General features: G+C 60.6%; 12 protein-coding genes. 3 read left to right on the top strand and 9 right to left on the bottom strand.

Annotated elements, in window-relative coordinates:
• Window positions 1-38: 38 nt before the first annotated feature.
• Window positions 39-1,193, bottom strand: coding sequence for an HPP family protein (locus ALQ04_RS18400; protein WP_122317174.1), 1,155 nt, complete (start codon window positions 1,191-1,193; stop codon window positions 39-41).
• A 3-nt stretch (window positions 1,194-1,196) separates the two neighbouring features.
• The gene (locus ALQ04_RS18395; protein ID WP_122317210.1) at window positions 1,197-1,601 is read right to left on the bottom strand and encodes a MarR family winged helix-turn-helix transcriptional regulator; all 405 of its coding nucleotides are present in this window, start codon (window positions 1,599-1,601) and stop codon (window positions 1,197-1,199) included.
• Between the two features lie 177 nt (window positions 1,602-1,778).
• Between ALQ04_RS18395 and ALQ04_RS18390 the strand changes: the two genes are divergently transcribed.
• Window positions 1,779-1,976, top strand: coding sequence for a hypothetical protein (locus ALQ04_RS18390; RefSeq protein WP_122317173.1), 198 nt, complete (start codon window positions 1,779-1,781; stop codon window positions 1,974-1,976).
• A 121-nt stretch (window positions 1,977-2,097) separates the two neighbouring features.
• On the opposite strand, the gene ALQ04_RS18385 is transcribed toward ALQ04_RS18390, so the two are convergent.
• The 6 genes from ALQ04_RS18385 to ALQ04_RS18360 form a co-directional block, all read right to left on the bottom strand.
• Complete coding sequence (locus ALQ04_RS18385; RefSeq protein WP_122317172.1) at window positions 2,098-2,427, bottom strand: DUF3325 domain-containing protein; 330 nt, start codon at window positions 2,425-2,427, stop codon at window positions 2,098-2,100.
• The gene (locus ALQ04_RS18380) at window positions 2,428-3,981 is read right to left on the bottom strand and encodes a PepSY domain-containing protein (RefSeq protein ID WP_122317171.1); all 1,554 of its coding nucleotides are present in this window, start codon (window positions 3,979-3,981) and stop codon (window positions 2,428-2,430) included.
• Window positions 3,978-4,265 carry an iron transporter gene (locus ALQ04_RS18375; protein WP_122317170.1) on the bottom strand — a complete coding sequence of 96 codons (288 nt, stop codon included), beginning with the start codon at window positions 4,263-4,265 and terminating at the stop codon, window positions 3,978-3,980. Before ALQ04_RS18375 ends, ALQ04_RS18380 begins: the two co-directional genes overlap by 4 nt.
• A gap of 113 nt (window positions 4,266-4,378) precedes the next feature.
• Window positions 4,379-6,616, bottom strand: a complete 2,238-nt coding sequence (locus ALQ04_RS18370) for a FepA family TonB-dependent siderophore receptor (RefSeq protein WP_122317169.1) — start codon at window positions 6,614-6,616, stop codon at window positions 4,379-4,381.
• 141 nt (window positions 6,617-6,757) lie between these two features.
• Window positions 6,758-8,095 (bottom strand): sensor histidine kinase, encoded by a 1,338-nt coding sequence (locus ALQ04_RS18365; protein ID WP_122317168.1) that lies wholly within the window; start codon window positions 8,093-8,095, stop codon window positions 6,758-6,760.
• On the bottom strand, window positions 8,092-8,811 hold the full coding sequence (locus ALQ04_RS18360; protein ID WP_122317167.1) for a response regulator transcription factor: 720 nt from the start codon (window positions 8,809-8,811) through the stop codon (window positions 8,092-8,094). Before ALQ04_RS18360 ends, ALQ04_RS18365 begins: the two co-directional genes overlap by 4 nt.
• A gap of 329 nt (window positions 8,812-9,140) precedes the next feature.
• Between ALQ04_RS18360 and ALQ04_RS18355 the strand changes: the two genes are divergently transcribed.
• Window positions 9,141-11,564, top strand: a complete 2,424-nt coding sequence (locus tag ALQ04_RS18355; RefSeq protein ID WP_122317166.1) for a glucose/quinate/shikimate family membrane-bound PQQ-dependent dehydrogenase — start codon at window positions 9,141-9,143, stop codon at window positions 11,562-11,564.
• Window positions 11,565-11,856: 292 nt separating this feature from the next.
• The gene (gene katG, locus ALQ04_RS18350; RefSeq protein ID WP_122317165.1) at window positions 11,857-14,124 is read left to right on the top strand and encodes a catalase/peroxidase HPI; all 2,268 of its coding nucleotides are present in this window, start codon (window positions 11,857-11,859) and stop codon (window positions 14,122-14,124) included.
• Window positions 14,125-14,185: 61 nt separating this feature from the next.
• On the opposite strand, the gene ALQ04_RS18345 is transcribed toward katG, so the two are convergent.
• Window positions 14,186-15,451, bottom strand: coding sequence for a VWA domain-containing protein (locus ALQ04_RS18345; protein WP_122317164.1), 1,266 nt, complete (start codon window positions 15,449-15,451; stop codon window positions 14,186-14,188).
• Window positions 15,452-15,472 lie beyond the last annotated feature (21 nt).

Here is a 15,472-nt window from a genome sequence, read left to right as displayed (position 1 = left end):
GACTCTCGCATTGGCATTGCAGGAGTCCAGGCCTGGTTCTACACCCGTACTGCAGTGTAGAGCGCCTTGATCAGATCCGACTGGGTGATGATGCCCACCAGATGGCGCTGCTCGTCGATGATGGGCACGTGCCGATGGCCATTCTCCGAAAACACCGGCACCAGGTCGGTCAGCAGCCGGTCGGCGCTGGCGACGCGCACCTTGCGGGTCATGATTTCGCCGACGATGCTCGCCGGTTGCTTGCTGCGCGCCTGACGCAACAGTGCCCGCAGATGCCAGCTCACGCCGTCGTGGGCGTCCAGGTCGATCTGCTTCATGAAGTCCGCGACGGTGACGATACCCATCAGATGGCGCTGTCGGTCAATCACCGGCAAAGCCTTGATCCTGTGCCGACGCATCAAGGCCCACGCTTCGCGCAGGCTCATTTCCTGGCGCGCGACAATCGGCGTGGTGCTCATCACATCTGCGCAACGGATCTCGCCCATCTTTCGCTGATAGGCGGAAGCCTCCGCACGTTCCAGCAGCGCATGCAGGTCATCGCGGCTGACATCCAGTACCTGATTGTAATGGGTCAGGGCGGCGTCCAGATCCGCGTCACTGAAACGGCTGGCGGACGAGTCGCTTTTCACCTGTTGCACATGCGGCCAGGGGCGGCGGGTCAGATTGTTGTAGATCACACCGGCCAGTACCAGCAGCAATGAGTCGAGCATCACCGGGTTCAGCGCGTACTCGAATCGATCACAGCCGGTCACGACCATCAACAGCGCCGCCGCGCCTCCTGGCGGGTGCAGGCAGCGGGTCGCCAGCATGGCGGCAATCGCCAGGCTGACCGCCAGCGCCGCGGCCAGTGTTGCATCGGGAATCCATTTGGCGCAGGCAATGCCCACCAGCGCGGCAATCGTATTGCCGCCCACCACCGACCAGGGCTGCGCCAGCGGGCTCGATGGCACCGCGAACACCAATACTGCGCTGGCGCCGATGGGCGCAATTATGGCCATGGCCAGAAGACCGGGCTGCATGGCGATTGCCCCTTGCAGCCAGAGAGCCGCCAACGCGGCGACCAACAGAATGCCCAGCGCCGCACCGACACTGGCGCGTAATTTCTCCCGGGCATCGATGGCATGCGCAGCCGGCCACAGCGAACGCAAACGCGCAGTCAGGGAAGGGTGTTCGGGTGGCGGGGATGCAGGCATGACTTACTCCTGCTCGAAAGGCACGCGAAACCGCTTGCCAGCCGACTTGAGTTCTTCGCGGTGCAGAAAAGCCAGTTGCGCCAGCACCTCATTGCCTTTACCGGTCAGACTGACTTGCACTTCACGTCGATCCGCGCTGCTGCGTTGCGTCTGCACCAGCCCCAGAACGTCACAGCGCTTGACCAGCGCCGCCGCACCATGAGGCACGATCTGCAAACGTTCCGCCAACTCTCCCACAGTCGCCCAGTCGCGCCCGCTGAACCCTTGAGTGTGCAACATGAGCAGATATTGCTGAGGCGTCACGCCACAGGCCTGCACGGCCTCTTCGGAAAAACGCAGAAAACGCCGCAACTGGTAGCGGAATTCGGAGAGGGTTTCAAAATCCTGCTTGGGTAGGGCATCAGCCATTGGGCGCGGCATCTCTTCGGTTGAGGGAAGGGCGGCGTTTATATCATGACGTGATGTATTTTGGCGATGCCGAGTATTTCGGTCCGGGACCATTCATCGCCTGTCAGGCACTCTGTCCCTATTACCTCCTCTGAACTGAAAGCGCAGATTTCCTGCGCTCCAGCACGGAGAGTGGTCATGGATATTGACGAAAATGCACCGGGCAATATTTCCCAGAGCCCGGCTACCCGGCCGACCGATAATGAAACCGGGGTTGAGCCGGATGCTGATCCAGCAGTGGATTCGATCAGGAACGATCAGAGCGATGACCCTGACTTGCCGGTAAATCCACCGGTAGACGAGGATGAAGAGCCATCGCCGGGCAGCAGCGCCTGAGTTCACATGGCTTCGGTAGACACCGTCTCGTTTGTCCCGGGCAAGCCTCCTCCCAAAGGCCATGTTCAATCTGTGGGAGGGGCCTTGGCCGTGACGGCGGTGTTACAGATATCGTGCCCGTTCAACTCCAGGCAATCCCCAGCAACACCCAGCCCGCGCCACTAATGGCTACTGCCAGACGCATCGCATACGGCAGCAACAATACGAGCGCCAGGCCAGCCACCGATATCAGTCCAAGCCAGCCCACCGGCGCCATTGCCCAGCCCCAGAACTGGACACTGGCGAACAGGCTGCCTGCCAACGCCAGCCAGCCGCTGATGCGTAACATCTGTCGCAACCTGGTCGAAGGCAGGCGTTGGGTGAGTTGTTTGTAGTGCCGCTCCAGTCCCAGGCACAAACTCAGCATGCCGCTGTAGGCCAGAAGCAGGCTGGTGATCAAGGCGATGCTCATTCAATTGGCCTGCGCGATGGTGGTTTTGGTGAGGCGTTGTTTGTGCGGTTGGCCGATTTTCCAGCAGGTCCAGCCCAGCAGGAGCCCGAGGATCACACTGGTTATTTCCAGCGCACCATGTTCGCCGCGACTCGGGGTTGTCAGTGCCAGCAGCGGCAGGCCAATGCAGAGCAGGGCGCTCAGGCCCAGTTGTTCGCGCCAGGCCGATAGCCACGGACGAGCAATGGCGTGGCCGAGGCTCAGTAGCCAGACCAGGAAGAACACCCGTACTTCCCAATTGCCGCGCTGGGCCAGTTCGGTCGGCAGCAGGCGGTTGGCCCACATGAAGGCGATGCAGGCCAGTGCCAAGCCCGCCACGACAGTGACATTGAGGCGTTCGGCGGCGTGGTACAGCAAGGCACCAATGGCTCCTTCGCTGTCGTGGCGGCGACGCCGTTTGACGGTGAACAGCACCAGGCCTGTGGCAATCATGGCGCAACTGGCCAGGCCGCAGATGAAGTACAGCCAGCGCATCGGGTAGCCGCCGAACTGGGCGAAGTGCAGGCCAGCCATGACTTTCTGGGTCAGCAGGCTTGGGCGGCTTTCGCCGGGTTGGCGCAGGACTTTGCCGGTCACGCCGTCGAACAGCATGCTCTGGCCCTTGGTCAGTTCAATGCGGTTGCCCAGCACGGGGCGGACTTCGATTCTTGCCGCGCTGCTGCCGGGGTCGCGGATGGAGAAACCGGCCAGTGGTCCCATCCGTTGTTCGGCCTCGGCCAGTACTGGGCCCAATGCCGTCAGTGGTGCGGCGGTGACAGGTGCTTTTGCTGTCGCGCCACGTTCACCCGGGCCTGCACGTTGCGCCTGCTGCTCGATTGGCGGTGCGCCACGCATCGCACGGCTCATCGCTTCGCGGTCGCCATCGAACAGCGCATCCAGTGCCGCTGGCATATAGATCATGTAGAAAATCACCAGTCCCGTGTAGGTGATCATCAGGTGAAACGGCAATACCAGTACGGCTGTCGCGTTATGGCCGTCCAGCCATGAGCGTTGTCCCTTGGCGGGGCGGAAAGTGAAGAACTCCTTGAAGAATTTCTTGTGGATGACGATGCCGCTGATCAACGCTGCAAGCATGGCCATGGCAGCCAGGCCTACGATCCAGATGCCGATATTGCGGGGCAGGTTGAGGGTGAAGTGAAACAGGAAAAAGAACCCGCCGCCGGCCGTGGCGCGCACGTCCAGCGGTTCGCCGTTGTACGGGTCCAGGTAAGTGCCGGCGCCGCGTCGCGGTTCTCCGGCGTAGGCAGTCAAGGCGGATGAGCGCTCATTGGGCAGGCCGATGTTCCAGGCGCTGGCATCGGGGTGATGGGCTTGCAGGTAGTCGACTGCCCGTTGCGTCAGTTGCGCCTGATCGAGTCTGTGCGCAGGGATTTCCGGACGCATCCAGCCATCGATTTCCTTGTCGAACATTGCCAGCGTACCGGTGAGGAAGATTGCAAACAGCAGCCAGCCAAAGATCAGGCCGCTCCAGGTGTGCATCCAGGACAGCGATTGGGTGATGGTCTTGGCTTTCATGCCAGTTGCTCCAGCAATTGCGGCCAGAAACCGATGACCGCCAGCGGCAATGCCAGTGTCAGCCCGGCCCAGACTCTCCAGGCGCTGCGACCTGTGAAGGCCCAGAGGATGACGAGGGTGTACACCGCAAAGGACAGCAGGGTAGCGATGATCAGGGCATCGACCTCGTCCAGTGGCAGCAGGCGAGCCAGTGCGGCAGTGAAGGCATAGGTGAACAGATAGCCGCCAGGCAGTGCGGCGACGATCCTGGAGACGGTGGACCAGGCAAGGGATCTTGTTTTCATCTGTGATACTCATCAGGCAGTTGCGGGCCGCCGCATGAATGGACGACCCGCGCTGCTGGCATGCGCCAGCCCGACCCGGCATTGCCGAAAGCTCAGGCCGTACGCTTGTCGCTTCAGAACGAAGTGGTTATGGACGCATAGATCGAGCGCCCCGGCTCGTTGTAAGTGCTTGCGCCAGCGCTGGTACCGGCACCTTCCCGATAGATCCGCTTGTCGAACAGGTTGTTGAGGCCGGCACCAACCGACAGGTTCCTGTTGATTTCGTAAGTCCCGCCAATTCCCCAGATATGGTACGGATCGAGGGTCTGCATCTCGTTTTCTGCGGTGACCGCGACACCGCGCAGCGGGTTGGTGACGCGCGGTTCCTGCTTGCCGTAGTAAGTGCCGGTCAGGCTCAGGGACAGCGCTTCGGTGGCCTGCCAGTCCAGCATGGTGTTGACCGTGTATTCAGGCACCACCGACAGCGGGTTACCGTCATCGTCTTCGTTGGACTGCATGTAGGTGAGGTTGGTGTTCCAGCTCAGGATGTCGCCGTTCTGGCCCAGCAGCGGAATGCCGACATTGCCTTCCCAACCCTTGACCACGGCATCTTCGGCATTGTCCCAGCGCAGGATGGCTTCGTTGCTTGCCGTCCTGCCGACCAGATCGTTGGACGAGACGATCTTGTTCTCGTAGTCGTTACGGAAATAGGTAAGGCCAGCGCTCCAGCCATCTCTGGCAAAACTGATACCCAGCTCCTTGTTGATGCTGATTTCCGGGTCGAGGTTTTCATTGCCCAGTACATAGCAACCGGTCGAGTTCAGGCTTGGCGCACAGCCATTGCCGTTACTGCGATACAGATAGTTCGGGTTGGACTGGTACAGGTTGGGTGCCTTGAAGGCTCGGGCTACACCGCCCTTGAGGGTGATGTCCTCAGTCAGCTTGTAGGAAGAGTTGAGGCTCGGGCTCCAGTTGGCGCCGAACTGGTCGTGATGGTCGAGACGCAGGCCGGGAGTCAGGAACCACTTTGGTGTCAGCTCGATATTGTCCTCAAGGAACAGGGCCATGATGGTTGCATCCATGTCGGTCGGACGCGAGCCGGCTGCCGAGTTCGGCAGTGTGCTGCCGATGGAGCGGTCCATGGTGCTGGGATCGTCCAGCTCCTGGCGATTCCATTCCGCGCCGACAGTCAGCGTCTGCGGGCGCAGGAACTCCAGAGGAATGTCCAGTTGCCCTTGCAGCAGGTAGCTGTCATAGGTGCTGGTGCTCTTGTCCGCATTGGCGCTGATATCGCCATCGACGCTGCCGGTCTGTCCTTCCAGCAGCCGGTTGTTTCGGGTTTTTTCGTACTGGGCCAGCAGGCGTGAAGTACCGAATGCCCAGTCACCGTGATGAGTGACCGAGAAATTCTGCCGGTACATGGTGTTGGTTTCCCGACCCAGCCAGTTATTGACGGTGCTGCCATCGATCAGGGCTTCAGTGCCGCCAGTGCCGACATCACCGGTGTAGATATTGCCCTGGCGGCTGTAGCCGGCTTCAAAGTCGATGGTCTGGTTGGCATCCAGCGCCCAGCTCAGCAGGCCATTGATGTCCTTGTTGCGCACACCTTCACGGCCGGCAGCCAGCGAGGCTCCGGAAGCGGTATCGGTGTGAGCCTGGTTGATATCTGCATCGTCCGCATCGGTCTTGTTGAGATTGCCGTAGACGCGGAAGGTCAGGGCGTCGGTCAGCGGGCCGGCGAGACTGAAGGTGGTGCGTTTGGTCATGCCTTCCGCATCGTCTTCAGGCAGGTTGGTGTAGGCGGTGACGGAACCGCTGAGTGCTTCGGTCGGGCGCTTGGTGATGATGTTCACTACACCGCCCATGGAGCCGGAGCCATAACGGGCCGCTGCCGGACCGCGCAGCACTTCGATGCTTTCGACTTCGTTGGCCGGCACCCAGTTGCTGTCGCCACGGGTATCGCGTTCGCCGGAACGGGTGTAGCGCACCGAGTTGCGCGAGGTGACGGGCTTGCCGTCGATCAGGATCAGGGTGTTTTCCGGGCCCATGCCGCGCAGGTCGATCTGCCGGTTGTTGCCGCGTGCACCGCTGGCGCTGTTGCCGGTCAGGTTGACGCCCGGCATCTTGCGCACGATGTCGGAGAGGTCATTGACGGGAGGGCGTTTCTTGATGTCATCGGCGCTGATCAGCGATACACCGGATGCCTGTTTCAGCTCTTGCTCGGCCGTGGCCACCACATGGGTATCGGCCAGTTGTACGGAGTCATCGGTGTTCTCGGTCCGGGCTGCCCCCGCCGTATCGGCCAGCACCATCGACGGGCAGGCGGCCAGCAAGGCCAGGCAAAGGTGGCTGAGTTTGAATCGCGGATGCATCTGCAACACTCCTGTGACATTCATGCATGGCATGCGGAGAGGAGCGTTGCGGTGGCAAATGAGCGCTACTCAGCCCTCTCCGGGGCCGGGATGGGTGCAGATGATATTTATTCTCATATGTGAGTAAATCTTTTTTACACTTTATACACTTCTCAGGCGCAGATGCAGGCGCAGGCCGGGCGTAGCGTTCTCGGCCCAGATTTGACCACCTTGCAATTCCACCACGCTGCGGGCGATTGAAAGCCCGAGGCCGAATCCTTCACCGCCCGGTCGCGCAGCATTGAGGCGAGTGAATGGCTGGAAAATGTGCTCCAGCTTGTCGGGGTCGATGCCAGGCCCCTGATCTTCGAGACACAGGTGCCAGCAAGACCCTTCGCGGCAGCCAGTCAGGCGCACAATGCCATGCTCGGGGGAGTGGCGAATGGCGTTGCGCAGGAGGTTTTCCAGAACCTGCGCCAGGCCATTGAGGTTGCCATGCACGTAGCAATCGGCAGGCAAGTCGCAGGGCAGTCGCTCGGCGGGCCAGTTGGTTTCAAAGCAGACATCTTCACACAGCAGGTTCCACAGCTCGCGCATTTCCACGGTTTCCAGTGGCAGTGCAGGGCGCTCGGTATCCAGCCAGACCAGTTCCAGGGTGTCGCTGATCAGCTTTTCCATGATCCGCACTTCGCGCTCCTGACGCTGACGCATGGCATCGATATCCAGCTCGCGCTCGCCAGCGGCATGCAGGCGACTCAGCGGGGTGCGCAGTTCATGGGACAGCGTGCGTAACAGGTTACGCTGGAAGACCACGGTGTTTTCCAGGCGCCCGGCCATGTGATTGAAGGCACGGGCCAGTTCACCCAGTTCGTCGCGGCGCTGCGCTACCTTGGGTTCAACTCGTGCGGTCAGGTCGCCGGTGCTCAAGATGTTTGCCTGGCGATGCAGGGTCACGATGGGTGAGATCAGGATGCGATAGAGCAGGACGGCCAGGAGCAGCGCCAGGCTGGCGGGAAGAACTTTTTGCAGCAACAGGTCCCATAGATCATTGTTCTGGCGAGGATGAAAACGGCCGGGCAATTCCAGTACCAGGCGTGCTTCGATGTCTGTGAATGGCACATAGAAGGTTGGCAGGCTGCCGGGGCGGCCGACCATGCCATCCAGCTTGCGGACAAAGCTCAACCTGTCCCGGTCACTTTCCGTAAATGGTTGAGACGACAGCGAATTCTGCTGCTGGTCCACGACCACGGCCCAGACCTTTTCCCGACTGTGCAACTCATGAAGAACCTCGTCGACCCCGCTGGCGCCGCGTTGCTGCCAGGCCGCTTCGGCGCGTCGTGCATAGTCGGCAAGGCTGCTCTTGGCCGGCTCCGACAAGCGTTCGGTCGCCTCATTGAGTCTTCGGTTGAGACTGGTCTGCAGGCTGGCCATCAACAGGCAGAGCAGGGCCAGCCCGCCAATGAGCTTCCAGAGCAGCGAATGGCGATGAGGCAGCTTCATGGCGTCAACCGGGTCAGCACGTAACCCATGCCACGCACGGTTTCCAGGCGCTTGTCGTTATAGCCGATGGCCTGCAGTTTGCGGCGAATGCGGCTGACATGCATGTCCAGGCTGCGATCGTGCTGCGAGTACGCCCGATGCATGGCTTGCTGGTAGAGGAACGCCTTGCCCAGCACTTCGCCGATATGCCGGACCAGGGTTTCCAGAATCCGGTATTCGGTCGTGCTCAGGTCTGCCCATTGCTCGTTCAGGCAAACATCGGCGCGCTGCTCGTCGAAGCTCAATTGTGATTCGTCGCTGCCAATCCTGTTCTGCGCTTCATGTTCGTACGCTACGCGGCGCAGGATGGCGTCGATGCGCACATCCATCTCCTGCATGCTGAACGGCTTGGGCAGGTAATCATCCGCGCCCTGGCTGAACCCGACGATCCGGTCCTGTTCGGCGCCGAGTGCCGACATCAGGATTACCGGCAGGCGTTGCCGTTGACGCAGCCGGGCGAGAATTTCCAGGCCGCTGCTGTCGGGCAGCATGATGTCCATCAGGATCAGGTCGAAGGTTTCCGAGCGCACCAGTTCCAGGACTTCCTCACCGTCATGGCGCAGGGTAACCGTGAAACCGCGTTCGCTGAGATGGCTCTGCAGGTGAGCTGCCAGCAGTGGATCATCCTCGATGGCCAGAATGTGGGCGTGGGCGCCAGCGGGGCGATGGGCTTGCATGAGAAATACCTGCGGATGAGAACGGTTCCTTGTTCGGTATTCTGACCAATGTCGGTGAAGATTCCCATCTGCACCTTCCATATTCCGTCTGCCACAAACCGATTGTTACGGTATTGGTAATGGTCATTTTCATTTTTCGCGAGTGACAATCTGCCGCAGGCAGAGGGTTTTTTGTTATCGTTACCATTATTAACCGTTTAGTTAATAATTTTTGGCTAGCATCAACAACGATGCCCAGACCCTGAAAGCCCTTCAGTGGACTCTGTCCCAGAGCCGCTTGAAAGACTTCTTTTCTATCAAGCGTTCATGCCTCAGCAGGATCATGCAACATGACTAATTCTCAAGCTTCGGCATCCGTCAGTCGCTGGCCCATCTGGGTTGTCGCCTTTGGGGTGCTGCTATTTGGATTGCTTTTCGCCGCAGGTGGCGGCTATCTCGTGACTCTTGGCGGAAGTTGGTATTTCCTGCTCGCCGGCCTTGGCTTGCTCGCCTCTGGCGTGCTGCTCTTCAAGCAGCGTCTGGCGGGTGCCTGGCTGTTCGCCGCGACGATGCTGCTTACGGTGATCTGGGCGCTGGCCGATGCCGGGCTGAATTTCTGGCCGCTGATTTCGCGACTGTTCGCTCTGGGTGTCTTGAGCCTGTTGGTGGCGCTGGTTTACCCGAGCTTGCGCAAGACCAATGGCCTGGCGGCGGGACGTAGTGGCTACGCCTTGGGTGGCGTGCTGGCAGTTGCCATTATTGCCGGTGCTGCAGGAATGTTCGTGCCTCACGCTTCCGTTGCGCCCGATGGCAATGGTCCGGGGCTGACCCGTGTCGATCCGGCCAAGGCGCAGAAAGACTGGCAGCATTACGGTAACGATGAAGGTGGCAGCCGCTTCGCTGCGCTGGACCAGATCAATCGCAGCAACGTCTCCAGGCTGGTACCCGCGTGGACCTACAACACTGGCGACATCGCGATCAGTAACGGCAATGGTGCCGAGGATCAAAGCACGCCGTTGCAGATTGGCGACAAGGTCTTCATCTGCACGCCGCACAACAACATCATCGCGCTGGATGCCGACACCGGTAAAAAGCTGTGGAAGAACGAGATCAACGCTCAGGCGGCGGTCTGGCAGCGTTGCCGTGGTCTGGCCTACTTTGATGCGACGGCAGCCGTTGCCCAGCCAACAGATGGCAGCACGCCAGCCAAGGCGGTTGCGGTAGCGGCTGGCGCCAACTGCCAGCGTCGCCTGCTGACCAACACCATCGATGCGCGCCTGATTGCCGTCGATGCCGATACCGGTGAGTTCTGCCAGGGTTTCGGCAATAACGGCCAGGTCGATCTGAAAGCCGGTCTGGGCAATGTCCCCGATGCCTATTACCAGTTGTCTTCCGCGCCGCTTATGGCCGGCACCACCGTGGTGGTCGGCGGTCGGGTTGCCGACAACGTTCAGGCCGACATGCCGGGCGGTGTGATCCGTGGTTTCGACGTGGTGAGCGGCGAGATGCGCTGGGCATTCGATCCGGGTAACCCGCAAGACCGCAATGCGCCGGTGGCGGGCAGCACTTATGTGCGTAGTACGCCCAACAGCTGGGCGCCGATGTCTTATGACCCGGCGATGAATACCGTATTTCTGCCGATGGGCAGTTCATCCACCGACATCTACGGTGTCGAACGTACGGTGCTGGATCACAAGTACGGCGCTTCGGTGCTGGCGCTGAACGCGACCACCGGCGAAGAGAAGTGGGTTTACCAGACCGTCCACAACGACCTGTGGGACTTTGACCTGCCGATGCAACCCAGCCTGATCGACTTCACCAAGGCCGATGGCAACAAGGTGCCTGCGCTGGTGATCGGCACCAAGGCCGGTCAGATTTTCGTACTTGACCGCGCTACTGGCCAGCCGCTGACCAAGGTTGAAGATATTCCGGTCAAGCCGTCCAATATCCCCAACGAGCCTTACTCGAAGACCGAACCGTTGTCGGTCGGCATGCCACAGATCGGCGCGCCGCACCTGACCGAATCGGATATGTGGGGCGCGACGCCGTTCGATCAGATGCTGTGCCGCATCTCGTTCAGGAAAATGCGTTACGAAGGCCTGTACACCGCGCCCGGCACCGATGTTTCGCTGAGCTTTCCCGGTTCGCTGGGTGGCATGAACTGGGGCGGTATTTCCACTGATCCGGTGCACGGTTTCATCTTCGTCAACGACATGCGCCTGGGGCTGTGGATCCAGATGGTTCCGCAGGAGAAGGACGCCAAAGCTTCTTCCGGCGGTGAAGCGCTGAACACCGGCATGGGTGCAGTGCCGCTCAAGGGCACGCCGTATGCGGTGAACAAGAACCGCTTCCTGTCGGTCGCCGGTATTCCGTGCCAGGCACCGCCTTTCGGCACCTTGACCGCCATCGACATGAAGACCCGGAAGGTTGCCTGGCAAGTACCGGTGGGCACCGTCGAAGACACCGGTCCCATGGGCATCAAGATGAACCTGCCACTGCCGATCGGCATGCCGACGCTGGGCGGTACGCTGTCAACCCAGGGTGGCCTGGTGTTCATCGCCGGTACTCAGGACTACTACCTGCGCGCTTTCAACTCCGCCAACGGCGAGGAAGCCTGGAAAGCCCGCCTGCCGGTGGGCAGCCAGGGTGGCCCGATGACTTATGTCTCGCCAAAGACCGGCAAGCAGTACATCGTCATCACGGCCGGTGGTGCACGTCAGTCGCCGGATCGTGGCGATTATGTGATCGCCTACGCGCTGCCTGACAGCAAGTAGACCCGCCGCCAGAGAAACCCGCTGTCACCCTTTACGGGGGGCCGCGGGTTTTTTGTTGACTGTCATATTTGTCATCTAGCTCTGTGTCATGGAGTCGTCTAGGCTAGTGCTGCTGGCGCAAGTCAACCGGTATGGATAGCGGTAACTTGATTGTCGGTAACAAGCACTGCCGTGAGAGCGGAGCCCGGTACGCAACCGTGGGCTCTGTATATGCCATAGACATCATCTGTCGCGGTTCGGGTTTGAGGCCTGGCCGGGCAGCAGGATGCAGAAGACCAAGAGGTAGCAGTACATGTCAACCGAATCGAAATGTCCGTTCAACCATGCGGCTGGCGGTGGTACAACGAACCGTGACTGGTGGCCTGAGCAACTGAATCTGAAGATCCTGCACCAGCATTCGTCCCTGTCCGATCCCATGGGCGAAGCCTTCGATTATGCCGAGGCGTTCAAGAGCCTCGATCTGGATGCAGTGAAAAAAGACCTGCATGCCCTGATGACTGATTCGCAAGACTGGTGGCCGGCTGACTTCGGTCATTACGGTCCGCTGTTCGTGCGCATGGCCTGGCACAGTGCCGGGACTTATCGTACCGCCGATGGCCGTGGTGGCGCCGGTGCGGGTCAGCAGCGCTTTGCGCCGCTCAACAGCTGGCCGGACAACGTCAGCCTGGACAAGGCGCGGCGTCTGATCTGGCCGATCAAACAGAAGTACGGCCGCAAGATTTCCTGGGCTGACCTGATCATCCTCACCGGCAACGTTGCGCTGGAGTCCATGGGCTTCAAGACCTTCGGCTTCTCCGGTGGTCGTCCGGACGTCTGGGAACCCGAGGAAGATGTGTACTGGGGTGCCGAGAAGACCTGGCTGGGCGGCGACACGCGCTATGGCAAGGACGCGCAGCCGCCGGGCGAAGGCGTGCTGGTAGCCGAACCTGAACTGCATGGCAGTGAAGAAAAGCGTACCGACAGCCAGGGCCGCAATCTGGAGAACCCGCTGGCGGCAGTGCAGATGGGTCTGATCTACGTGAACCCGGAAGGTCCGGAAGGTAACCCGGACCCGGTCGAGTCGGCCAAGGACATTCGCGAAACATTCGGCCGCATGGCCATGAACGATGAAGAAACCGTGGCCTTGATCGCTGGCGGTCACGCTTTCGGCAAGACTCACGGTGCCGGTCCAGCCAGCAACGTGGGCGCCGAGCCTGAGGCGGCTGGCCTGGAAGAGCAGGGCTTTGGCTGGAAAAACAGCTTTGGTACCGGCAAGGGCGGCGACACCATCACCAGCGGCCTTGAAGTGACCTGGACCTCGACACCGACCCGGTGGAGCAACGAGTATCTGGAGAACATGTTCCGCTTCGACTGGGAACTGACCAAAAGCCCGGCCGGCGCCCATCAGTGGACACCGAAGAACGGTGGCGGCGCAGGTACCGTGCCCGATGCCCACGACGCTTCCAGGCGCCATGCGCCGAGCATGCTGACTTCCGACCTGGCGCTGCGTTTCGACCCGATCTATGAACCGATTTCCCGGCGTTTCCTCGCTAACCCGGATCAACTGGCCGATGCCTTCGCCCGCGCCTGGTTCAAGCTGACCCACCGCGACATGGGCCCGCTGGCCCGTTATCTGGGGCCGGAAATGCCGGCTGAAGAACTGCTCTGGCAAGATCCGTTGCCTGCGCTCGATCATGCCCTGGTCGATGATGGCGACATTGCATCGCTCAAGAGCAAGATCCTTGCTTCAGGCCTGTCGGTTTCGGAACTGGTTTCCACTGCCTGGGCATCGGCCTCGACCTTCCGTGGTTCCGACAAGCGCGGTGGCGCCAATGGTGCGCGTATCCGTCTGGCACCGCAGAAAGACTGGCCGGTAAACCAGCCCGAGCAACTGGCGAAAGTGCTGAAAGCCCTCGAAGGCATTCAGGCCGGTTTCAACGGTGCGCAGTCGGGCGGCAAGAAGGTTTCCCTGGCCGACCTGATTGTGCTGGCAGGCAGTGCGGGCATCGAAAAAGCCGCCAGCAACGCCGGGCATAGCGTCACGGTGCCTTTCACTCCGGGTCGTACCGATGCTTCACAAGAGCAGACAGACGTCGAATCCTTCGCGTTCCTCGAACCGATTGCCGATGGCTTCCGTAATTACCTCAAAGGCAATTACAAGGTGTCCGCCGAGGCGCTGCTGGTAGACAAGGCGCAACTGCTGACCCTGAGCGCGCCGGAAATGACCGTACTGCTGGCAGGCCTGCGGGTATTGAACATCAATGCCGACAAGAGCCAGCATGGCGTGTTTACCCAGCGGCCAGAAGCATTGAGCAATGACTTCTTCGTCAACCTGCTCGATATGGGCACCGCCTGGAACGCGGCTTCAGGGAGCAACGACAGCTTCCAGGGCCGTGATCGCAAGACCGGTCAGGTGAAATGGACCGGTACTCGCGTCGACCTGGTATTCGGTTCACACGCTCAACTGCGGGCGGTGTCCGAGGTCTATGCCAGTGCTGATGCGCAGGAGAAGTTTGTCAGCGACTTCGTTGCGGTCTGGACCAAGGTGATGAACCTGGATCGTTTCGACGTGACGGTTTAAACCGGTCTTGTGAGAAACAGCCTGAGGCGGCGTGAGCCGCTTCAGGTCAGTTCATTTTCCGTCAGGGCTGCGGTTCGCCGGCGCAGGTCGGTTTGATCGACACTTCATCCATGGCTTCGCGCAGCATACGTTGCACTTCGACAGCATTGTTTGCAGCGTAAACCCGGCCTCCGGTGTTTTCGGCAATGCAGTCGGACAGCGCGCTATCACTGATATTCACCACGTTCACCCGCAGCCTTGGCTGTTGACGGGCGATACGTGCCGACACTTCGCAAGCGTTCTGCTCACAGCCATCCTCTCCGTCGACAAACATCACCACCACAGCATCCTTGAAGCGTCCATCGACCTTGCTGGCAGCCTGTTCAAGGCTGGCGGCCAACGGCGTGCCCGAGTCCGCCTGGAGCTGGTTGACCCCGGCAATCAATTGCGGCCGGGCATCGCGCCCGAATAGACCCTGATCAATCGTATGGGTACAGCCCTGGAAGGTAATGAGGCGAATATCGATGTCCGGGTGCAGTTGATCGATCATGCTCGCAAATGATTGCTTGGCCACCGCCAACCGAGTCGGTTCGGCCATCAGGCGAGCCTTTCTCGGATTGTTGTCCGGCAAGTTCGCGCCGCCCTTGAGGAGCCATTCTTCATCTTCGGCCGTTGCATTGATATTGATGTTCATCGAGCCAGAGGTGTCCAGCACCACCACGAAATCCGGTTTGGCAGCACCTGCGGTGCATGCGTAACTTTCTATCGGGGTAGGGTAAAGCAGATTCCACAAGCCACCGCGCCAGGACCAGAGCAGCCACAACAACAGGAGCAGCAAAGGCAGCAACAGCAACCACAGGGGAATACGCAGCCACCAGTGTCGTGACTGTATCAGGGAGGCTGCTGCAGGCGTCGAAGCGGGGACCGAGGCGGGCGGGGCGACGGGCGCTGACTTGGGCTGCAGGCCCCAGCGGACGACGACTGGCTCATCGTTCAGGCTGTAGAGGTTGTTCAGGTCTGGAGCGCCAATCAGCGTTTCCAGAGCCTGGGACTCCTCGGATTTGCCACGCGCCCGCAGCTCATCCACCAACCGCTGGATAGCCAGCTGGCGCTGTTGGTAGCGAGCCAGTAACGCCTGCTGTGCGGTGGCGTCGAGGTTGTGATAGGGCAGCGGCTGGCCTCCAAGCTCCGACCACCACTGCAAGGCGTCCTGAGTTCCCGTGCGCGGAATGGCGTAAAGGCTGGCAACGCTGGGCGGGAAGTGACGGTGGAGCAGTTCGACTTTGCTTTCCAGGCTGCGCAGCAGCTCTGCAGAAGGAGATGTAGCGTCGCGTGTGATGCGTTGCATGGCGCGGGTCCAGAACAGGAC

The organism is Pseudomonas cichorii (genome assembly GCF_003700275.1).
Classification (GTDB): domain Bacteria; phylum Pseudomonadota; class Gammaproteobacteria; order Pseudomonadales; family Pseudomonadaceae; genus Aquipseudomonas; species Aquipseudomonas cichorii_B.
Note: the sequence above shows the minus strand (reverse complement) of the source record. Positions and strands in the feature narration are given on the sequence as shown.